The sequence below is a fragment of the Ochrobactrum teleogrylli genome, assembly GCF_006376685.1.
GTDB lineage: Bacteria > Pseudomonadota > Alphaproteobacteria > Rhizobiales > Rhizobiaceae > Brucella > Brucella teleogrylli.
This window is the reverse complement of sequence record NZ_VEWL01000002.1, coordinates 119,431-141,058: the sequence shown is the minus strand read 5'-3', so window position 1 is coordinate 141,058 and position 21,628 is coordinate 119,431. Positions and strand designations below refer to the sequence as shown.

The following is a 21,628-nucleotide window of genomic DNA, read 5'->3' as shown; positions in this document are numbered from 1 at the left end:
GCGGGTCATGACTTGGAGGAAGTCACCGTGATGATACCGACAAGGCCGAAAATCGAGAAAACCGGCGGGGAGCGTCGGACAATGGGAGGAGTGAACATGAAATCTCTTTTGAAATCGGCAGTCGCTGGCGCGGCCCTCATGGCTGCGTCATTCGCTGCACATGCGGCTGACATCAATATCGTTGTCGTCAGCCATGGTCAGGCATCGGACCCGTTCTGGTCCGTGGTGAAGAATGGTGTGGCGGAAGCTGCCAAGGATACGGGTGCCAAGGTTGACTATCGCGCGCCGGAAACCTTCGACATGGTGCAGATGGGGCAGCTTATTGATGCCGCCATCAACCAGAAGCCGCAAGGTATCGTCGTATCGATCCCGGATGCCGATGCGCTCGGGCCGTCGATCCAGCGCGCCGTCGCCGCTGGTATTCCGGTCATATCGATGAACTCCGGTTCCGATGCTTCCAAGAAACTCGGCGCGCTGCTGCATGTCGGTCAGGATGAATTCGATGCGGGCAAGGTCGCCGGCGAAGCCTTGAAAGAGGCCGGCGGCAAGAAAGGCATCTGCGTCAATCAGGAAGTGGGCAATGTCTCGCTTGACCAGCGTTGCGCCGGTTTCAAGGAAGGCTTCGGTGACGTGACCGTTCTGCCGACCTCCACTGATCCGGCGGAAAACGAAGCCAAGGTGCGCGCGGCGCTCGCCTCCGACACAGCGGTCGATACGATCCTGACCCTTAACGCGACGCTTGCCGGTGAGCCTGCCGTGAAGGCGGCAGCAGAAAGTGGCCGCAGCGGCATTCATGTCGCAACCTTCGATATGTCGGCAGGCTTCCTTGAAGCCGTCGAGAAGGGGCAGGCGGACTTCGCCATCGACCAGCAGCAGTTCCTGCAAGGTTATCTGCCGGTCTCCTTCCTGGCGCTCAATGCGAAATATGGCCTGATGCCCGGCGGCAATGTGCCTTCCGGCCCGAACCTGATCACCAAGGACAAGGCTGCCCAAGTGGTCGAGCTTTCCGCCAAGGGCATCCGTTAGAACCGGCAATATTTCGGCTCTGGCGGCCTGCAAATGGCACTGTTTTGCGCTTCCGGTGCTCATGTACCCAAAAGTACACTGCGCTCCGGTTCTCAAACCGCACCATTTTCGGCTCGTCAGAGCCAAAATTTCCTCCGGTTCTAAAAACACTTTCCATGACCCGCCCATAGCGATGGGCGGGAACGGGTGGTTGCACCCGAAGCTCGACAGCTGCGCATGAAGCAGCTGCGATAAGGCCTCAGGAGAAAATCATGAGCGAACCCATGTCCGAACCGAAGCCCGCGACGATTGCGGAGCAGAGAGACGAACGGCTGAAAACAGCAAGTCCGATCCAGCGGCTGCTCAGTCGCCCCGAACTTGGTGCGGTTTCCGGGCTCATTCTCATCACGGCTTTCTTCCTGACTACGGCCAACCCGGCAATGTTCACGGCGGCGGGCATCATGAATTTCATGGCCCCTGCATCGCAACTTGGTATTCTCGCGGTCGCCGCCGCGTTGCTGATGATCGGCGGTGAATTCGACCTTTCCATCGGCTCGATGGTGGCGTTTGCCGGTCTGATTTTTGCTGCGGCGCTCGTCGTCTGGCAATTGCCGCTTGGAGTGGCAATCATTATCACGCTTGTCTTTGCGGCACTCGTCGGAACGGTCAATGCGCAGATCGTGATCAGGAGCGGCTTGCCGTCCTTCATCGTGACGCTGGCTTTTCTGTTTATCCTGCGTGGCCTGTCCTTGGTCGGCCTCAAATGGGCAACCGGCGGCGCGACGCAGCTTCGCGGCGTCAAGGAAGCCGTTGGCAACAGCGCGCTTGCGGGGTTGTTTTCCGGCGATGCGTTTCAGGGGCTGTTCGCCTGGATGGCCGAGCGCGACCTGATTGCCAAGTTCCCGAATGGCGAACCGACCGTGAAGGGCGTTCCCGTCGAGGTGCTGTGGTTTGTCGGTGTGGCGCTGATCGCCACCTATGTTCTGGTGCGCACCCGGTTCGGCAACTGGATTTTTGCATCGGGCGGCGATGCGCTGGCGGCGCGAAATTCCGGTGTTCCCGTGCGCCGCGTCAAGACCACACTCTTCATATGCACGGCCATGGCCGCAGCGCTGGTCGCCATTCTCACCGTGCTTGATGCCGGATCGACCGATGCGCGGCGCGGTTTCCAGAAGGAGTTTGAAGCGATCATCGCGGCTGTCATCGGCGGGTGCCTGCTGACGGGCGGTTATGGTTCGGCCATTGGTGCTTTCTTTGGCGCAATCATTTTCGGCATGGTGCTGATCGGCCTGACCTACACGCAGATCGATCAGGACTGGTATCTCGTCTTCCTTGGCGGAATGCTGTTGATCGCCGTTCTCTTCAATAATTTCATTCGCAAGCGCGCCACGGGCGAGCGCTGAGCCGGGAGGTTGCCATGACAATGACAACGACGACACCGACGATTGAAATCCGTAATCTTGTCAAACATTTCGGGCCGGTTATTGCACTGAATGGCGTTTCGTTGAGCGTCGAGCCGGGGCAGGTTCATTGCCTGCTGGGCGATAATGGCGCGGGCAAATCGACACTCATCAAGACGCTGTCCGGCGTGCACAAGCCGACGAGCGGTGACTTCCTTGTTGAAGGCAAACAGGTTGCGTTCAACAGCCCGCGCGATGCGCTCGACCACGGGATCGCGACCGTCTATCAGGATCTGGCGATGATCCCGCTCATGTCGGTGATGCGGAACTTCTTTCTGGGTCGCGAACCGACCAAGGGGGTTGGCCCGCTGCGCTGGTTCGACACGCAGTTTGCTGAAGACGTGACCCGTGAGGAAATGCGCCGGATCGGCATCGATGTGCGCGATCCACAGCAGGCCGTGGGCACGCTGTCCGGTGGCGAGCGACAATGTGTGGCCATTGCCCGCGCTGTTTATTTCGGGGCGAAGATATTGATCCTCGATGAGCCGACTTCCGCGCTCGGTGTTCGCCAGACCGCGATGGTTCTCAAATATATCAATCAGGTGCGCGCGCGGGGGCTGGGTGTGATCTTCATCACGCACAATGTTCGCCATGCCCATGCGGTGGGCGACAAATTCACCGTGCTTAATCGCGGTGTGACGCTTGGCACCCGAACCAAGAGCGAAGTCGATATGGATGAATTGCAGAGCCTGATGGCTGGCGGTCAGGAATTGTCCGACCTTTCAGCCGAATTGGGCGGCAGGGTTTGATCGGGTCTCGGAGTTTGCGATGAGCGAGCAATTGAAAGGCAAGGTTGCTGTCATTACCGGCAGTACACAAGGGTTAGGCGCGGCCACGGCAAAGCTGTTTGCAGAACGTGGCGCCGCCGGTCTGGTTATCTGCGGACGGTCCGTGGAAAAGGGACGGGCGCAGGTCGATCTGCTGGAGAAGATCGGCGCGCGCGCAGTCTTCGTTCAGGCCGATCTGGAAAATGTCGAGGATTGCAGAAAGATTATAGCCGAGGCTGACCGGGCTTTCGGACGTCTCGATATTCTGGTCAATGCGGCGGGACTAACCGACCGCGGAACTATACTGGATACCTCGCCAGAGCTTTTCGATCGGCTGTTTGCCGTCAATACCAGAGCGCCTTTCTTTCTTATTCAGGAGGCCATCAAGCTTTTCCGGCGCGATGGCGTGGAGGGCGCGATTGTCAACATTTCCTCCATGTCTTCGATGGGCGGGCAACCCTTCATCGCCGCTTATTGCGCGTCCAAGGGCGCGCTCGACACGTTGACCCGCAATGTCGCCTATTCGGTGCTGCGCAACCGTATCCGCGTCAACTGCCTGAATATCGGCTGGATGGCGACGGACGGCGAAGATCGCATCCAGCGCGAATTTCATGGTGCGCCTGCCAACTGGCTCGATGACGCCGCCAGAGCGCAACCCTTTGGGCGCTTGATCGATCCTGCGGAAGTTGCGCGCGCAATTGCGTTTCTGGCTTCGGAAGAATCGGGGCTGATGACCGGAGCAATCGTCAATTTCGATCAGTCGATCTGGGGCGCCTACGATGGTTCTCCGCACCCACAAGCACCGCTCTGAGTTGCATTACTGTGGCGTTTCTAACGCGATCTACTGAAAAACCACCTGTTTTATTGGGAGTATGCCGAAAAATCAGGCAGCAATTGCCATTCCTGCTTGCGCGCACAATTACAGGTAGTTAGAGCACCTTATTGCCTGTTTGATTCAGGCAGGGTGCTCTAAGCTGTTGTTTTAGCCGTGTTTCTGTAGACCACGACTTTTCGTTTGGTTGCATGATTCCGGGCTGCGACGGCGGACACCGACAACCGTTTCAATTGCGCTGAAAGGACGAATATCGTGGAGCAGGCAAAGAACGGGACCGGCAAGGGTGGACGCAAGGCGCTTTGGGCCGCCGTTGCGGTCATCGCGATAGCTGCCGCTGGTCTGACCGGATACAAGATCACGCTTCAGAACACCATCACGTCACAACTGGAAAAGCGTGGCGGCAAGGCTGCTTCCGTCGAAGCCGATTTCCTTGGGCGCATTCATCTGCGCGACGTGACGCTGCCGCTCAAGAACGGTTCTGATGTGCGCATCGGCTCGATTGAAGGCCGTCCGAAATTCCTGTTTCTGACCGGTATGCTGGATGCATCCGACATCAACACGCAGGTCGCCAATTATAAGATCTCCATTCCCCATGTGAAGATCGACGATGCGAGCTTTGATATTTCCACATTGCGCGAAACCTTTGGCAACAGCCAGCTGACCTTGCCGGAGCGCGTCGGTCGCTTCTCGGCCAAGAGCGTCGTCGCACCGGAAATCAATCTGGTTCAGACCATTGCGGGCAACGAGCAGAAAGTCGTATACAAGGACGTGAAGCTCAATGACATCCAGCAAGGCCACGTCGCCAGTTTTTCCGCCGCAAATACGACCTTTGAGTTTGCGTTCGACGCGCCCAAGGACGACGGCGAAACAGTCCGCGACCAGATGCAGGGCTCAATCGGCCAGACGGAAGGCAAGGACATTGACGGTGTTTATCTGACGCGCCTTTATACGGAAAAGGCCGGACCGGACGACAAGGACGCCAAGCCGGTTTATGGCCCGTTCTCCGCCAAGAATATCGTCATGAAAAGCAGCGAAGCGAGCTTCGGCTACGACGAAATTCGCAGCAATGGTTTCAGCATGCGCATGCCTGCCGAACCGCTTCTGGAAACGGTCCAGAAACTCGAGGCGGTGAAGAACCCCGACGACCTGACGCCTGCAGAACAGCGCGAATTCTTCCTGCGCGTGCTGTCGATCGTCGATATGATTGGCAAGGGCGACATGGAGATGCTCGGCCTCAAGATCGAGCCCGCCGACGGCACCAAGGGCAAGGGCGACATTGCTCAGATTTCGATTGCGTTCGACACCAGCAAGGTGGACGCCACCGTGAAAGGCGTCAATATCGGCAACGGCACCGACTATATGAAAGTCGATGAAGTTTCCATGCAGGGCTTTTCCTGGGCACCGACTATGGAAGCCTTGAAGAAGTTCGCCGCGCTTAGCGATGAAGAGGCCGAAAACTTCCCCTTTACAACGCTTTTGCCTGAATTCGGCACCACGCGCGTTTCCGGTGTCGATGCTGATCTGCCTTATGAACCGGAAGCGGTTGATGATGTGACCGGCGCTGACGAAACCACAGACGATGCGACCGATCAGGAAACCGTCGATGCGGCGGGCGATGATGCAGCCGCCGCGACGGACGATCAGGGTGTCGATATCGCGGGTCCGGCACAGGATTCCACGGAAGAGCCTGCGACCGAAGGCGAAGAGGCGCAGCCGGAAGCTGCTGAAGAAGCAACGGTTCCAGCAGTTCCAGAGCGCATAAAATTCTCCATGAAGAATTACGAAGTCGCGCTCACCAAGCCGCAGAACGGTATCCCGTCCGATATTCGCGTAAGCTATGAGGATATGACGCTTCCGGTTCCGCATGGCAGTGACCAGATTTACGATCACCTGCGCAAGCTTGGCTATGACACGGTGACGATCTCCTCCAACATGGCGATGAACTGGGATGAAGCGAACCAGAATCTCGTCATTTCGGATATTTCCGTCAGCGGCAAGGACATGGGCCGCGTCTCGGTCAATGGCCTGATGGGCGGCTTCACCAAGGAGTTCTTCTCGGGCGACAAGGTGATGACGCAGGTTGCCGCTCTTGGCCTCAAGGCGCGTGAAGTGAAGGTGAAGGTTGAGGAAAAGGGCCTGCTCGCCAAGGCGCTCAAGCTTTATGGGGAAGAAAACGGCATGACGGAGGACGAAGTACGCAGCAACTTCTCCCTGATCGCCGCCGCCTTCCTGCAGGAACTGGCGACCGATCAGCCGAAGCTACAGGACGCGGTTACCGCATTCTCAAACTTCCTCGCCAAGCCGAATATTTTCGAGCTGACGGTCACGTCGAAGGCGGAGAAGGGCATTGGCGCGCTGGATATGATCGCGGCGTCGCAGGACCCGCTGTCGCTGCTCGACAAGGTGAATATCGAAGCCAAGGCCGAGTAAGCCATCTCTCCGGAACCATCGAGAAAAACGCCGGCTGCATCGCAGCCGGCGTTTGCATATGGACCGCCGTTTGAATAGATTTTCGCATCGAAAACGCCTCCAATCTGGAATCAGACACTATGCTGAAAAATATCAATCCGTTGCTGACCGGCTCGCTCCTCTCCATTCTCGCAGATATGGGGCATGGAGACGATCTCGTCATCGTGGACGCAAACTACCCGGCGCAGGCTTCCGGCGTGCCCGTGCTGGATTTTCCGGGCATCAGCGCCACAGCCATGGCCGAAGCCGTCTTGTCGGTTCTGCCGCTCGATGATTTTGTCGACAAGCCAGCGGCTGTCATGCAGGCGCCGAACGAGACGCCAGCCATCTATGGCGAGTTTGAAGAGGTCATCGCTGTGGCCGAGGGGCGCAAGATCGCCGTCGATCCGGTGGAACGCTTTGCGTTCTACGCCCGCGCCACCGAAGCTTTCGCTGTGATCCGCACCGGCGAGCGCCGGCTTTACGGCAATATCATTTTCAAGAAGGGCGTTATCCGCTCCTGATCGTCGAAGACGAACCAATAAAAAGCCCGGGCCGTTGCGCCCGGGCTTTTGTTTCAGGAATTATTCCTGCGGCTTTTCATTTGGGCCCTTCATTGGACCGTGGGAGCCTTTTTCGCCGCCCTTATGGTGCTGTCCCATGCCGTGACGGCCTCCATGTGGACCTTTGCCACGGCGGTCCATATGGGCAGCGCGCATTTCGCTGCGGTCGAGCTTGCCGTCTTCGTTACGATCCAGCGCGGCGAATTCCTTCTTGCGCTGGTTTTCGATGGCCGTCAGGGTGATGTTACCGTCGCCCTTGACGTCGAGACGACGTTCCAGGCGGTCGGCTTCGCGCTTCACGAAACGCTTGAGCGCCAGCGCTTCAATTTCATCGCGAGACAGGGTGCCGTCGCCATTGGTGTCGGCGGCCTTGAGCTCTTCCATGCGGGAAAACTTTTCCAGATCGATTGGCCCGCGCTTGGTCTTGACGTCCTTATCCTGTGTAGCAGCCGCTTCCGTTGCTGGCTTTGGTGTATTCGCATTGCTGCTTTCTTGTGCCAGTACAGGACTAGCAAGCATAGTCGATGCGATTACAGCGAGAAGTGCGGTTCTATATTTCATGGTTGCTTGACTCCATTACTCTTTACAGGGCGCCGTCAATTGGCGTGTGAGTAATGTGTGTCTTTTTAGATGAACCGCATATGAATGGGCCAATTAATTATATTTAATGAAACTGTAATGTACTCGCGACACGGTGTACGAGGTTGCAGCGAATGCGGACATATCCAGATGAACGATGAGGTTTATCACGGGAAGAAAATCGAAATTTCGACGCGATCAGAAGATCACTTCGTCACCGTTCGTTACGGTGTCAATCAGCGGAAGCGTTTGTTTTCAAAGGAGAAAATGGTGGGTGATGTAGGGATCGAACCTACGACCCGCTGATTAAGAGTCAGCTGCTCTACCAACTGAGCTAATCACCCACTCGCTTTGCCGAGGCAGCGGCCCCGGTGAAGTGAGCGGGTGTATACCGGTCGATTTTCCAGCTGTCTACCCTCCAATAGAAAAATTTCGAAAAAAACTTGCGTCTTTGTGCAAAAGCCCGGAAATGCGGTGTTTTGGAAAATCCGGCTTTGCACCTTTTCCGGGAATATCGATCATTCATCCGCCAAAGTTGCGATTGCTTGAGCGAATCCCGAAGAATCGAATGCAAAAAGAATCTTGTTTTGATTCATTTTTTTGCTCTTCCAGCGTTGTAAGCGCGCCTGGCCGACTCCATATTCGCGAAATACTGGATTCGTGCTTGCGGATGTGTCCGCGCGGGAGGCGAAACAGGTTACGGCATCGGGGCGTATGCAAACGCTTCAAATGTCGCAGCCATGTCATCATTTTTTGATGCTTGTCTGAAAAGTTAGAGCATATAAATGTCTTGATCAGCGGATATTAAGTCCTCGATCAAAAATCTTCGCTGATCGATCAGCAAAACAAGCTCGAGCAAGGCGCGTCATGCACCGGATAGCCTTTGCGGAGAAAACCGAGGCGGGTAAACCGCTTCAAGATCCGGTTCGCGGCATTTGAGGAAAGCATGGAAAGCATTATCAGCGATCTCGGGCAGTTCATTTCCGATCATCGGGCATGGGCCGGACCTATTGTTGGTATCATTGCCTTCGGCGAATCTCTCGCGATCATTGGAATGTTCATTCCCGCCACCCCGATAATGATTGCCATTGGCGGCCTTGTCGGCGCTGGAATCATCGAGCCGCTGCCGGTTATTATCGGCGCCATCATCGGCGCGGTAATCGGCGATATCATCTCCTATTTTCTCGGCTGGTGGCTGGGCCGTAACATCATTCACAAATGGCCTCTCAATAAACATCGCAGCGGTGTGGCGCGTGCGCGCCTGCTGTTCCGCCGCTATGGCTTTTCTGCCGTCTTCCTCGGTCGTTTTTTCGGGCCGGTTCGCTGCACGGTGCCAATGGTCGCGGGCATGATGTCGATGGACCAGACGCGCTTCCAGACCGCAAACGTGCTGTCGGCACTGGTTTGGGCGCCGCTGATGTTCCTGCCCGGCTGGCTGGCTGGACGTGGCGCGGGCATATTCGCCAAGATGGATGGCGACCATATGTTCTGGTTCGCCATCGGAATCACCGTGCTGACCCTGATCGTCACGGTCATCGGTGTGCGTTTCTTCAAGGCGCGTCCGCGCCGCGAGCGCAAATCGCGTCGGGTGCAAGTGTCGCCCGCCGAATAGGAATGAGGCGGACGCACTTGCCTGACCGGCGATCGTCTGCATAATAAGAGTGAAGCTGGCAGCGGATCGAAGCTTTTGCCTGCCAGCCTTTTGAATATATTGCGAACAACAACCGTATGTTTCGTATGGCAATTGGTGCCCGAGGTCGGCGAGAAAGCCGATACAGCGCCCTATAAAAGGTTCATCGCGCTTAATGCCCGACGACAGTTCTGACGATTCGTCTTACCGAAGTACCGGTTCCCTCGCGGGAACCTTTCACTTCATAGGCCTGAAGCCTCTCTCCGCCGCTTGTGGATTTTTTCGGCTGGATCGCGATTTTGCGTTCCGGCCCGAAAGCGTTTGCGCCGGTATCTCTGAATTCCGCTTTTTCTGACCCGTTTGGACGCTGTCTTTTTGATTCAGGTCAGCGCTCTAAACATTTGTTTGTACTCACATATTGCCCGAAAATAGTCTTCGGGCCGTGTTCTAAAGGAGCCGACATATCATGGACTGGTCCATGGACTGGATTGCCGACCCCAATGCCTGGATAGGTTTGGTGACATTGGTGGTGCTTGAGATCGTTCTCGGCATCGACAATCTCGTCTTTATCGCCATTCTGGCCGATAAATTGCCGCCGCATCAGCGCAATCGCGCCCGCGTCATCGGTCTCGCTCTGGCGCTTCTCATGCGCCTTGTCTTGCTTGCATCGATTTCGTGGATTGTGACGCTGCGCGAACCGCTGATCGAAGTGATGGATATGTCGTTCTCCGGACGTGACATCATCATGTTGATCGGTGGTCTGTTCCTGCTGGCCAAGGGCACGATGGAACTGCACGAACGCCTGGAAGGCGCGCATGGTGCGAAAACCTCCCGTGTCGTCCATGCCGTGTTCTGGCAGGTCATTGTCCAGATTGTCGTCCTCGATGCGGTGTTCTCGCTGGATAGCGTGATTACGGCTGTCGGCATGGTGCAGCATCTGCCGGTGATGATGATCGCCGTCATTATCGCAATCGGCGTCATGATGCTGGCTTCCAAGCCGCTGATGGACTTCGTCAACAAGCATCCGACGGTGGTTATCCTCTGCCTTGGCTTCCTGATGATGATCGGTTTCAGCCTCGTGGTGGAAGGCTTTGGTTTTCACATTCCGAAGGGCTATCTCTATGCGGCCATCGGCTTCTCGGTGTTGATCGAAGCGGCCAATCAGGTCTCGCGCCGCAATCGTGAAAAGCTGGTGACGACCAACGATCTGCGTGAGCGGACGGCGGGCGCGGTTCTGCGCCTGCTCGGCGGCGGGCGCGGCGAGAATCCGCTTTCCGATACTGTTGACGTGATCGCCCAGCAGACAGCTGCCAATGACGTCTTCCTTCCGGAAGAAAAGGAAATGATCCGTGGCGTTCTGGATCTGGCGGATCGCCCGGTGCGTTCGATCATGTCACCGCGCAATGAAATCGAATGGCTCGACATCGATGAAAGCGAAGAGGATTTGCATGAAGCGATTCGCAAGCTTTCGCACTCGCGCGTTGTTGTTGCCCGCCGTCAGGTCGATGAATTTGTCGGCGTCGCTTCGGTTCGCGATCTGCTGCTCGACATGACGGACAAAAAGTCCATCGATTGGGATCAGGTCGTCAAGCAGCCGCTTGTCGTACACGAGAGCGCCAATGTGTTGCGTGTGATGGAGCAGCTGCGTGTCTCACCGGTGCAGCTTGCTGTCGTGGTCGATGAGCATGGCTCATTCGAAGGCGTCGTTACGCCGACCGACGTGCTGGAAGCGATTGCCGGGGAATTTCCCGATGAAGACGAGGAAGCATCTGTTGCCGAATCGGACGGGCAGGGCGGTTATATCGTCGACGGCTTTGTTGATATTCGCCGCCTGAGTGGTCTTCTGGAACGCGATCTGGTGGATGACAGCGACCGCTATACGACGCTGGCTGGCTACGTGCTCTGGCACCTTGGCCACCTGCCGCTGGGCGGTGAAAGCTTCGTCGCGGATGGCTTCGAATTCAGGATCGACGCCATGAAGGGGCGCAATGTGGACAAGGTCCATATCAAGCCCGTCAATGACTACGAGGTGTAAGCTGGTATGATTTTGCGGGCGGCTGCTTGTCGCTCGCAAAATATTTCACTCTGTTAACTCCGATAAAATAAGTCGGTTATTGACATCTGCGCGGAAGCCTTCAAAATTAACCCATCGTTCATTGTTGCGGCGAAAGCGTGTCTGGATTGAAGACGTGCTTTAAGGTCGGCAGCTTTGAGATGGGGACGCGACAACGCGGATAGGAGGCCTGGTTTAATGCAGAACTTGCAGGTGCTGACCACCGGAGTGAAAAACGCCTTCTTGGGCATTCCCGCGTTTTTGGCGCAGCCATGGCGGGAAATGAAATTGAGCGCTGAAGAAATCGCAGCGCGTCGGCGCAGCCGGTTGGAGCGCAGTGAGCATAATTTTCTGTGGTGCTGGCAGCATCGCGGTTTCTGGTAAGATTTTACGCAGAATAAAATTTGGGCCGGAGGCGAAAGTCTCCGGCTTTTTTGTTGTCCTGTTGCTGATTTTTGCCCCTCTGGGGAATATTTTTCTAACACGCTTAGGCTGCTTGGACACATGTTCCAAGGAGTTTGCCGAAAGTAGTTTATTGATTTAAATCAATGATTTAGGTTGATTTTGAATCACCTTTCGGTAGATTTTCTTTCCAAGTTCAATCGTCTGTATGAACGCTTTGCAGGTGCAGGGCGGTGGGGATGGGTCTAATGCGAAAAATTTTTCTCTATGCGGCTGTCGCGCTCGGTCTGGGCGCAGCGCCGGTCAAGGCTGAAGAGCCGAAGGAAATCCTGAACGTTTCCTACGATATCGCCCGCGAGCTTTACGAGCAGGTTAACAAGGCGTTCATCGCCGACTGGAAGACGAAGACCGGTGATGAGCTGACCGTCAACCAGTCGCATGCCGGTTCGTCCAAGCAGGCCCGCTCCATTCTGGAAGGCCTTGAAGCCGATGTGGTGACTTTCAATCAGGTGACCGATGTGCAGGTTCTGCATGACAAGGGCGATCTGATTCCGGCGGACTGGCAGAAGCGCCTGCCGAACAATTCGTCGCCTTATTACTCGTTTCCGGCGTTTCTGGTGCGTGCGGGCAACCCAAAAAACATCAAGAACTGGGATGATCTGGCCCGCGACGATGTGAAGGTGGTTTTCCCGAATCCGAAGACCTCGGGCAATGCGCGCTATACCTATCTGGCGGCGACCGCCTATGCGAAGGAAGCCTTCAACAACGATGACGCCAAGGTGCGTGAATTCGTCGGCAAGATCTTCAAGAATGTACCGGTTTTCGACACGGGCGGTCGTGGCGCGACGACGACCTTTGCCGAGCGCGGTATCGGCGATGTGCTTGTTACATTTGAAGCGGAAACCCGTGGCACGCAAAAGCAGCTCGGTGCGGATAAATACGACGTTGTCGTTCCGCAAGTCAGCCTTTTGGCCGAATTCCCGGTCACGGTCGTAGACAAGGTGGTGGACAAGCGCGGCTCGCGCAAGATCGCGGAAGCCTATCTGAACTATCTCTATGCGCCGGAAGGTCAGGAGATTCTCGCGCAGAACTTCAACCGCGTGCATGACAAGGCGGTCATCGAAAAGCATAAGGATATCTATCCCGATGTGCGTCTCGTGACGGTCGAGGATGTCTTCGGCGGCTGGGACAAGTTGCAGAAAGAGCATTTTGCCGAAGGCGGCGTGCTTGATCAGCTCTTCACCAAGAAGTAAGCGGTTATTTAGCTCATATGCAGGAGCGTGCGGCGACGTGCGCTCCTGCCGTCATATGGAATGATTCAGTGTCGCTTCTCAGCATGAAACGCAATTCGGTGTTGCCGGGGTTCGGTCTGACCCTCGGCTGCACTTTGTTTTATCTGACGGTTATCGTGGCTCTGCCATTGCTTGCCATGATCATGAAGACCGCGAGCCTCGGCTGGAGCGATTTCTGGTCCATCGTCACCTCCGACCGCGCGCTGGCCACCTATCGCATCACGCTCGGCACTGCGGCACTGGCAACCGTGTTCAATGGTCTGTTCGGGCTGCTGCTGGCATGGGTTCTGACGCGATATGAGTTTCCCGGCAAGCGTCTGATGGATGCGGCCGTCGATCTGCCTTTTGCGCTGCCCACGGCAATTGCGGGTCTGGCACTGGTGACGGTCTTTGCACAGAACGGCTGGCTCGGCCAGTTTCTGGAACCGCTCGGCATCAAGGTTGCCTATGCGCCGCTCGGTATTTCCATCGCTATGGCGTTCACCAGCATTCCCTTTGTCATCCGCACGGTGCAGCCGGTGTTGGAAGATATGAGCGCCGATGTCGAGGAAGCCGCGCGCAGCCTCGGCGCAAAGCCATGGCAGATTTTCGCCCATATCATCTGGCCGACGATCTTCCCGGCCTTTCTAGCGGGCGCATCGCTGTCGTTTGCGCGCAGCCTCGGCGAGTTCGGTTCCATTGTTTTCATTTCCGGCAATCTGCCATTCGAAACGGAAGTGACATCGCTTCTGATCTTCATCCGGCTCGACGAATATGATTATCCAGCAGCGGCAGCGCTGGCCTTCGTCATGCTGGTTACAGCATTCCTGATGCTGCTCATCACCAATCTCATTCAGGCAAGGCAGCTTCGTTATGCAGAGCGCTAGTGTGGCGCGCAACGCGCCGGGGGCCGTTCGCAGCCTGTTGATCTGGCTGGCCAGCATTCTGTCCATCCTGTGCATCGGCGCGCCGCTGGCGGTCATTTTCGCTTATGCGTTCAGCAAGGGCGCGGGCGCGTTCTTTGGCGAAATCCTGAAGCCCGATACGCTGCATGCTATCTGGCTGACGGTGCTGGTTGCCATCGTGGTCGTGCCGATCAATATGGCGTTCGGTGTCTGCGTGGCATGGCTGGTGACGAAGTTTCGTTTTCCGGGACGCAGGCTGCTGATTACCTTTGTCGAGATTCCCTTCTCCGTCTCACCGATTGTGGCGGGCGTGACCTATCTCTTCCTCTATGGCTCGCAGGGCCTGCTCGGGCCGCTGCTTGAAAGCTATGATCTGAAGATCATGTTCACGGTCCCGGCGATCTTTCTGGTTAGTCTGTTCGTGACCTCGCCCTTCGTGGCGCGGGAATTGATACCGCTGATGGAAGTGCAAGGCAGCGATGAAGAAGAAGCGGCGATGACGCTCGGCGCCAATGGCTGGCAGACATTCTTCTATGTTACGCTTCCCAATATCAAATGGGCACTGCTCTATGGTGCGGTGTTGTGCAATGCGCGTGTGATGGGCGAGTTTGGCGCGACCTCGGTGGTTTCCGGCGCTATTCGCGGCAAGACGAACACCTTGCCGTTGCAGGTGGAGCTGCTGTTCAATGACTATAATGTCGCCGGCGCCTTTGCCGCGGCTTCCACACTCGCATTGATTGCCGTTCTGACGCTGGTTTTGAAATTCCTGCTGGAGCGCAAGCAACACGCTTGATGCCGTGCGTCCGAAAGGACGCACGGCGCGCGAGCGATCAGGCTGCCAGTTGGGCAGCTTGGGAGGATGCTGCTGTTTGTGGCTCCCGTTGCAGGGAAGAGGCGAGAATGACGCCTTCTGGCCAGCGGCTGAACCCGCTCGCGACATTGATGTGACCGGCATGGCCAAGGTCGACGAAGCCCGAACCCCAGACATTCGCCAATGCCTCTGCCTTGGCAAAGCGCATATAATCGTCATTGCGGCTGGCGACGACGATGGACGGGAAACCCAACTCATGGCGCGGCAACGGCGCGAAGCTCTGGAAACGGCTGTCTCTGGAGGCCATGGTTTCCGCGTCAGCTGGGGCGACCAGAAGCGCGCCCGCAACATGTGCAGCAGCCGGACGGCTTGCCAGATGGGCAACCAGCACACAGCCGAGGCTATGGGCAACCAGAACCGCGCCGGGATTTTCGGCCAGTTTTGCTTCGAGCGCATGCATCCAGTCGGATAGCACTGGATAATGCCAGTCGTCCTGTTCAACCAGTAATGCTGACGGATCGTCATGCAACCATTGGCGCTGCCAGTGGCCTGCTTCCGATCCCTTGTAACCGGGGATGATAAGTGTCGCAGGCATGCGTTGTTTCCTTTTCAAGCAATTGCAGCAAAAGTGCAAAGCGGTTTTGCGTTCGCAATTGCGATAGAGATCAGAGCCTTGGGAGGGCTTTTCTGTTTCGCTTTTCGTCCCGATATCGTGGCGACTTGCGAAGCAGTTTCCAAAATAGGCGCTGAAACCCGCAATTTTAAGGAAAAGGAATTCAAATTTAGGCGGATACGTGAAAATTATTCTCCGCCTGAATGGGGTCTCACTTGTTATGCTTTTCGTTCCAGCGCAGCAGGAACTGCGATTTCTCGAAAACCAGCACCACCACCAGCGACATGGCGAAGGGGATCAGGAGATAGAGCAGGCGGAACACAATCAGTGCTGCCAGCACATCCGCCTGATGCATATCCGGCAGGCCGGTCAGGAATACCAGTTCAAGCACGCCAAGGCCGCCCGGTGCATGCGAGATGAGCGCTGCCGAGAAGGAGACGAGGAAAATGCCGAGCACGATCAGGAAACCCGGATTGCCCGCTTCCGGCAGCGCGAAATAAATGATGCCCGCAGCGCCGATCAGCTCCAGCGGGGCCACGATCAATTGCTGCACGACAACCGACATGCGGGGATATTCCAGCCGGAATTTGCCGATCTGGAGCGGACGCAGCTGCATCCAGCTGCCGAAGACATAGAGCAGCACGAACGCCAGCATGATCACGGCAATGACCATGGCGACGGTGGGTGTCAGATCTTCGTTGAAACGCATGAGGACATGCGGCTCAAGCAGCAGCACCACACTTGATGTGATGATGACACCGAGAATGAATGTGAATGAGCAAAACGCGATGAGAACGGCAATTTCGCTGCCTGGCATGCCTTGCGAGGAATAGGCGCGGTAGCGAACAACAGCGCCGGAGACGACCGATGCGCCGATATTGTGCGACAGGGCATAGGTGGTGAAGGAGCAGAGCGCGATGAAAAGCCAGGAAATCTTGCGTCGCAAATGGAGAAGCGCGATACGGTCGTAACCGGCAAGCGAGCTATAGGCGAGAAGGGCTGCCGCCGCTGCCAGTACCCAGTGATGTGCGCGAATGGCGTAGAGGCTGTCCAGAACATCGTCGAGCGATATGCTGCGAAGTTCCCGATAGAGAAGCCAGACTGAAACGCCCACAGCACAGACACCGATGACTGGCCAGATATAATCCTTTGCTTTCATTAACCGATTACCGCCCCTTCAATTTTCATCTGTGTTCCCCCTTATATGGCCTGTGCTTCGCCATCAGCGGCAGTCACAGAACTGTCGTCCTGTGCCTGAATATGCCGCTGTGGCTGCCGGGCAGAAGCATTGCAGCCCGTATTCGAAACGTCTGCGCCGATTGCCTTGGCCATTGCCTTTGCAATTTCCTCTTCGCCAAGAATGACGGCGGTTGCGCCAAGATCGGTCAGATATTGTGCTTCGGCCTGCGAACTGGCCTGCGCGACGATGTGAAGATCCGAGTTGGCCGCATGGGCCAGAGCAGTTGCGCGTCCTGCCTCGAAGGCATTCGGAATCGCAATGACCAGATTTTTGGCAAGCCCCGGATTCGCCGCATTCAATATTTCGGTATCGGAGGCATTGCCCGCAATAGCTTCGATGCCTTTTTCCCGCAAAGCGGTGCAGATTTTCGGCGAGTCATCGATGACGAGGAACGGCATCGCATGTTCCTGCAAACTGGTGGCCAGCCTGCTGCCGATATGTCCGTAGCCAGCAATGATCGTGTGGCCGGTCAGAAGCGTGTGAGGCAATGGTTCCGGTTCGGAAACATCGATGGCTGCGCTGCCCGTCGGTTCGTTTGCGGCTTCGCTTGCGCTGTGCTTTTCGATCCAGGGCCGCATCCGTTCCGCGACGATGAACATCACCGGATTGAGGAAGATGGAAAGGATAGCGCCAGCGAGAATCAGATCGCGTCCGGCGGGTGGCAACAGATTGAGGCTGACGCCAAGCCCGGCAAGAATGAACGAGAATTCGCCGATCTGCGCCAGACTTGCCGAAATCGTTAGCGCCGTGCTGACCGGGCGGCGGAAGGCCCGGACGATAAAGAAAGCGGCTACGGATTTGCCGATCAGGATGATCGCAAGCGTGGCCAGAAGGGGCAAGGGGTCTTTCAAAAGGCTCATCGGGTCGAACAACATGCCGACCGAAATGAAGAACAGCACTGCGAAGGCGTCGCGCAAGGGCAGGGATTCTTCAGCTGCGCGGTGACTAAGCTCGGATTCGCTCATCACCATTCCGGCGAAGAAGGCACCGAGCGCGAAAGACACGCCGAAGAGATGCGCCGCGCCGAAAGCCACACCGAGCGCAATGGCCAGAACGCCAAGGCGAAACAATTCGCGCGAACCGGTCTGCGCGACGACGTTGAGAAGCCAGGGAATGACCTTGCGCCCGACGACCAGCATCAGGGCGACGAACAGAACCACCTTGGCGATGGTGAGGAGAATGATGCCGCCAATGCCGAGCCCGAGCCAGGCCGCAAGCGGGTCGCTTGCTGCGGCACTGGTCGCGCGTCCCGTGACACTGGCGACGGCGGGCAGCAGGACCAGCGCCATCACCATGGCGAGATCTTCAACGATCAGCCAGCCGACGGCAATGCGGCCGCGTTCGGTGTCGATCAGGCGGCGCTCCTGCATGGCACGCAACAGAACGACGGTACTGGCGGTGGATAGCGCAAGGCCGAAGACCATGCCTGCTTCAACGTCCCAACCGAGCGCAAGGCCAAGGCCGGTGCCAAGGGCGGCCGCGGTGGCGATTTGCGCCAACGCGCCCGGAACGGCGATGGCTTTAACGGATAGCAGGTCTTTCAGGGAAAAATGCAGACCGACGCCGAACATCAGCAGGATGACGCCGATTTCGGCGAGCTGCAAAATGAGGTCCTGATCGGCAACGAAACCGGGTGTGTGCGGACCGGCAATAACGCCAGCCAGAAGATAGCCAACCAGTGGAGAGATTTTGAGGCGGGTGGCTACAGCACCGAAGATGAAGGCAAGGCATAACCCGATGACGATTGTCGCTATCAAAGGCGTGTCATGGGGCATAGGGTGCCGTTTCCCTCTGTTTTAGCATGTCCTTGTCCCAAAATCGGTTTCCACTTTCGGGGAACATGCTTCTGTCAATTCATTGTGGGAGCCGGGCAAGACGGAAATCCTGCCCGGCGATTGGATTACTTCTGCGCGATGGCCTTTTCTTCAGCAGGCTTGTGAGCCTCCTTGTGGTGCTGCCACCAGTCGCCCAGCAGAAGCAGGATCGGCGCTGCGATGAAGATCGACGACGACGTCGCAATGACGATACCGAACAGCATCGGCACGGCGAAATTATGGACGGCGCTGCCGCCCCAGATCGCCATCGGGAACATACAGAGGAATGTCACCAGCGATGTGTAGATACAGCGCACTAGCACCTGATTGATACTCATGTCGATGATCTCGCGCAGCGGCTTCGACTTGTAGAGGCGCATGTTTTCACGCATGCGGTCATAGACAACCACCTTGTCGTTCACCGAATAGCCGATGATCGTCAGGAGAGCAGCGATTGCCGTCAGGTTGAAATCGAGCTGCATCAGCGCGAAGAAGCCAACGATCTTGGTCGTATCCAGCACAAGGGTTATGATCGCGCCGAGCGCGAAGAACCACTCGAACCGCCACCAGAGATAGACCAGCATGCCGAGTGCGGAGAGCACGACCGCTATGAAGCCGGAACGCGCCAGTTCGCCGGAGACTTTCGGTCCCACGACTTCTGTTCGTTCGATCTTCACGCCCGGATCAAGCTCGGTAACGGCTTCGCGCATCTTGTTGACAGCAACCGTCTGCGCTTCCTCGCCACCATCCTGACGCTGGATGCGGATGAGCACTTCATTCGGGCTGCCTGCGCTCTGGAGCGCCACTTCACCCAGTTCCAGCGAACCGAGCTTGGCGCGAAGCTGCGCAAGGTCGGCGGGCTGCGACGTGGTGATTTCGGCCTGGATACCGCCCTTGAAGTCGATGCCGTAATTGAGGCCCGGCTTGAAGAACAGCACAATCGAGGCAATCGACAGCACGATAGACACGCCGATACCGGCGAAGCGCGCGTTCATGAAGCGGTAGTTGGTGCCTTCCGGCGCGAACTTCAGGATCGGCTCGATATGCAGAACCTTCAGCTTGCGACGACGTACGAACCAGCCCATCGCCATGCGCACGAGCGTCACGTCGGTGAACATCGAAATCGCGATGCCGAGCATCATGGTGATGGCGAAGCCGCGAACCGGGCCCGTGCCGAACATGAACAGAAGCAGCGTCGAGATCAGCGAGGTGACGTTAGAGTCGACGATGGTTGCAAAGGCGCTGTGGAAGCCCTTGTCGAGCGCCGCCATCGCGCCGAGGCCCTTGCGCGTTTCTTCGCGGATACGTTCGTTGATGAGAATATTCGCATCGACCGCGATACCGATACCCAGAATAATACCGGCGATACCAGGCAGGGTCAGCGTGGCCCCAATGAGGCTCAACGCGGAGAAGGTCAGCAATGTGTGCAGAAGAAGCGCCACATTGGCGATCATGCCCCAGAGGCCGTAAAGCAGAACGATGAACACGGCCACCAGCGCGAAGCCGATGATGCCGGTGACAAGGCCCATCTTGATGGCGTCGCCGCCAAGGTCGGGACCGACGGTGCGTTCTTCAATGACGGTCAGCGGCGCGGGCAGGGCGCCTGCGCGCAGCAGGGCGGACAGAACGACAGTGTCCTGAACGGTGAAGCTGCCGCTGATCTGGCCCGAACCGCCGGTGATCGGCTCACGAATAACTGGTGCGCTCAAGACCTTGCCGTCGAGAACGATGGCGAAAGGACGGTTCACGTTCTTCGTGGTGATATCGGCGAACTGACGTGCGCCAAGGCTGTCGAAACGGAAGGAAACGATCGGCTCATTGGTGCGCTGGTCGAAACCGGCGCGGGCATCGGTCAGGCGTTCACCCGAGAGCGCGATCTGGTCTTCGATCGGATATTTGATATTCGCATCCTTGGAATCCGGCATGATCGTCACGCCCGGAGGCGGCGTATCGTTCGGATTGGCATCGGCGACCATGTGGAAGCTCATCTTCGCCGTGCTTCCGAGAAGCTGGCGAAGCTGAGCCGGGTCCTGGAGGCCCGGAAGCTGAACCACGATACGGTCGGAACCGACGCGCTGGATCGACGGTTCGGCAACGCCGACCTGGTCAACGCGCTGGCGGATGATTTCGAGGCTCTGCTGCAGTGCTGCGTCGAGACGGTAATTGAAGCCCGCTTCGGTCAGCGTCAGACGAACCTGATTATCGGTCGAGTTGACGTCGATATCATTGATCGCCGTGCCGAAACCGCTGGTGTTGACCTGCGAGATGAGCGTGCGAAGCGCTGTTTCCGCCTTGGCGCGCTGGTCGGCATCGGGAATTGCCACGATGACGGCATCGCCCACGGCGCGGATCGACTGCGGCTGGATGCGTTCAGCGCGCAGCTTGCTGCGGGCATCGTCCAGCAGCGCACGCAGGCGGTCCTTTTTAAGGCCGGCTGCGTCCACTTCCAGCACGAGATAGGAGCCGCCGCGCAGGTCGAGACCGAGCGTCACCTGACGCTTCGGGAACCAGGATGGCATCGCATCCAGCTGTTTTTGTGTGAAGAAGTTGGGCAAGGCGATGATAAGCCCGATCACGACGATCAGGCTGTACAGCGCTACGACCCATTTCGAAGTACGCATGGATTGTGGTTCCGAGTCTGCGCGTCATCTCAAAATCCCGACAGGCTGACCGGAATGGAAAGCCACAATCTGTGTGGGGGCGGATGACGCTGTTTTACGTAAAAGTGTTGGGGACTGGAGAAAGCCAGTCTTCCGATGGTGCCTATTATGCGCTTACAGGAGGTGCGCGGGCAAAACCAAAATATTGCTGGGCAGCCGTAAAATGCTGAAAATCGCGCCCGGCCTCTGCAGATTTCGCATTGGCAAAGGAATGACCGGCTCCGGCAACGGCGAGGGCCGTGTCACCACCCAGCGGAAAAGCTGCTTTGATTTTCGCGGCCATGGCTTCGACGAGAATGGCGCGCATGGGCTGCGGTGCGGGTGCCGATTGCTGCCGGACAGGAGCTGTCGGCGTGCTTTCAGCCTGTCTGGCGGCAAGCATTTTATGAAGGCTGCGAGACGTATCGTCGCCAGTCTTGTCGTTCAGTGCAGAGAAGTCCACGGCGAACAATAGTGCTGCAAAAGACAGCACGCATGCCATCAACAGCATGAAACCATGCTGTCTATGCTGCCCTGTGCTGTTCATGCCTATCATAAAACTGCCCAGACTTTCGTTAGAGTCTCGCTCAGGA

Annotated in this window: 18 protein-coding genes and 1 tRNA gene; 12 read left to right on the top strand and 7 right to left on the bottom strand. The window is 57.1% G+C overall.

The annotated features are described in order from the left end of the window. Positions 1 to 96: 96 nt before the first annotated feature. The 6 genes from FIC94_RS04780 (at position 97) to FIC94_RS04755 (ending at position 7,039) form a co-directional block, all read left to right on the top strand. A complete protein-coding gene (locus FIC94_RS04780) occupies positions 97 to 1,026 on the top strand; it encodes a sugar ABC transporter substrate-binding protein (RefSeq protein ID WP_109369351.1) in 930 nt (309 codons plus the stop codon). Between the two features lie 251 nt (positions 1,027 to 1,277). Continuing rightward, positions 1,278 to 2,408, top strand: a complete 1,131-nt coding sequence (locus FIC94_RS04775) for an ABC transporter permease (protein ID WP_140024141.1) — start codon at positions 1,278 to 1,280, stop codon at positions 2,406 to 2,408. A gap of 20 nt (positions 2,409 to 2,428) precedes the next feature. Further along, positions 2,429 to 3,214: an ATP-binding cassette domain-containing protein gene (locus FIC94_RS04770; RefSeq protein ID WP_180917917.1), complete on the top strand. Its 786-nt coding sequence runs from the start codon at positions 2,429 to 2,431 to the stop codon at positions 3,212 to 3,214. Between the two features lie 19 nt (positions 3,215 to 3,233). Continuing rightward, positions 3,234 to 4,043, top strand: a complete 810-nt coding sequence (locus FIC94_RS04765) for an SDR family oxidoreductase (RefSeq protein WP_140024139.1) — start codon at positions 3,234 to 3,236, stop codon at positions 4,041 to 4,043. A gap of 276 nt (positions 4,044 to 4,319) precedes the next feature. After that, on the top strand, positions 4,320 to 6,497 hold the full coding sequence (locus FIC94_RS04760) for an aq_1923 C-terminal domain (protein ID WP_140024138.1): 2,178 nt from the start codon (positions 4,320 to 4,322) through the stop codon (positions 6,495 to 6,497). A gap of 119 nt (positions 6,498 to 6,616) precedes the next feature. Continuing rightward, the gene (locus tag FIC94_RS04755) at positions 6,617 to 7,039 is read left to right on the top strand and encodes an RbsD/FucU family protein (RefSeq protein ID WP_140024137.1); all 423 of its coding nucleotides are present in this window, start codon (positions 6,617 to 6,619) and stop codon (positions 7,037 to 7,039) included. A 60-nt stretch (positions 7,040 to 7,099) separates the two neighbouring features. Here the strand turns inward: FIC94_RS04755 and FIC94_RS04750 are convergent, their stop codons facing one another. Continuing rightward, entirely contained in the window at positions 7,100 to 7,639 is a 540-nt protein-coding gene (locus FIC94_RS04750) for an EF-hand domain-containing protein (protein WP_140024136.1), read from the bottom strand. 286 nt (positions 7,640 to 7,925) lie between these two features. Further along, positions 7,926 to 8,001: transfer RNA gene (locus FIC94_RS04745), tRNA-Lys, on the bottom strand. A 602-nt stretch (positions 8,002 to 8,603) separates the two neighbouring features. Between FIC94_RS04745 and FIC94_RS04740 the strand changes: the two genes are divergently transcribed. The 6 genes from FIC94_RS04740 to cysW all read left to right on the top strand — a co-directional run bounded on the left by FIC94_RS04740 (position 8,604) and on the right by cysW (position 14,711). Further along, entirely contained in the window at positions 8,604 to 9,269 is a 666-nt protein-coding gene (locus FIC94_RS04740) for a DedA family protein (RefSeq protein ID WP_109369313.1), read from the top strand. Positions 9,270 to 9,753: 484 nt separating this feature from the next. Further along, positions 9,754 to 11,322 carry a TerC family protein gene (locus FIC94_RS04735; RefSeq protein ID WP_109369312.1) on the top strand — a complete coding sequence of 523 codons (1,569 nt, stop codon included), beginning with the start codon at positions 9,754 to 9,756 and terminating at the stop codon, positions 11,320 to 11,322. Positions 11,323 to 11,538: 216 nt separating this feature from the next. Further along, positions 11,539 to 11,724, top strand: a complete 186-nt coding sequence (locus FIC94_RS22600) for a hypothetical protein (RefSeq protein WP_109369311.1) — start codon at positions 11,539 to 11,541, stop codon at positions 11,722 to 11,724. Between the two features lie 266 nt (positions 11,725 to 11,990). After that, positions 11,991 to 12,995: a sulfate ABC transporter substrate-binding protein gene (locus tag FIC94_RS04725; RefSeq protein ID WP_140024134.1), complete on the top strand. Its 1,005-nt coding sequence runs from the start codon at positions 11,991 to 11,993 to the stop codon at positions 12,993 to 12,995. Positions 12,996 to 13,078: 83 nt separating this feature from the next. After that, positions 13,079 to 13,900, top strand: a complete 822-nt coding sequence (gene cysT, locus FIC94_RS04720) for a sulfate ABC transporter permease subunit CysT (protein WP_140024351.1) — start codon at positions 13,079 to 13,081, stop codon at positions 13,898 to 13,900. Continuing rightward, positions 13,887 to 14,711, top strand: a complete 825-nt coding sequence (gene cysW / locus FIC94_RS04715) for a sulfate ABC transporter permease subunit CysW (RefSeq protein ID WP_109369309.1) — start codon at positions 13,887 to 13,889, stop codon at positions 14,709 to 14,711. The genes cysT and cysW overlap by 14 nt, the downstream gene beginning before the upstream one ends. Before the next feature lie 37 nt (positions 14,712 to 14,748). Here the strand turns inward: cysW and FIC94_RS04710 are convergent, their stop codons facing one another. The 5 genes from FIC94_RS04710 to FIC94_RS04690 all read right to left on the bottom strand — a co-directional run bounded on the left by FIC94_RS04710 (position 14,749) and on the right by FIC94_RS04690 (position 21,591). Beyond that, positions 14,749 to 15,324, bottom strand: a complete 576-nt coding sequence (locus FIC94_RS04710; RefSeq protein ID WP_140024132.1) for an alpha/beta hydrolase — start codon at positions 15,322 to 15,324, stop codon at positions 14,749 to 14,751. A gap of 229 nt (positions 15,325 to 15,553) precedes the next feature. After that, a complete protein-coding gene (locus FIC94_RS04705; RefSeq protein ID WP_109369307.1) occupies positions 15,554 to 16,501 on the bottom strand; it encodes a lysylphosphatidylglycerol synthase domain-containing protein in 948 nt (315 codons plus the stop codon). 41 nt (positions 16,502 to 16,542) lie between these two features. Then, on the bottom strand, positions 16,543 to 18,357 hold the full coding sequence (ybaL, locus tag FIC94_RS04700) for a YbaL family putative K(+) efflux transporter (RefSeq protein ID WP_140024131.1): 1,815 nt from the start codon (positions 18,355 to 18,357) through the stop codon (positions 16,543 to 16,545). A 125-nt stretch (positions 18,358 to 18,482) separates the two neighbouring features. Continuing rightward, positions 18,483 to 21,017 carry a protein translocase subunit SecD gene (secD, locus tag FIC94_RS04695; RefSeq protein WP_140024129.1) on the bottom strand — a complete coding sequence of 845 codons (2,535 nt, stop codon included), beginning with the start codon at positions 21,015 to 21,017 and terminating at the stop codon, positions 18,483 to 18,485. A 145-nt stretch (positions 21,018 to 21,162) separates the two neighbouring features. After that, a complete protein-coding gene (locus tag FIC94_RS04690; protein WP_140024350.1) occupies positions 21,163 to 21,591 on the bottom strand; it encodes a hypothetical protein in 429 nt (142 codons plus the stop codon). Between the last annotated feature and the right edge of the window lie 37 nt (positions 21,592 to 21,628).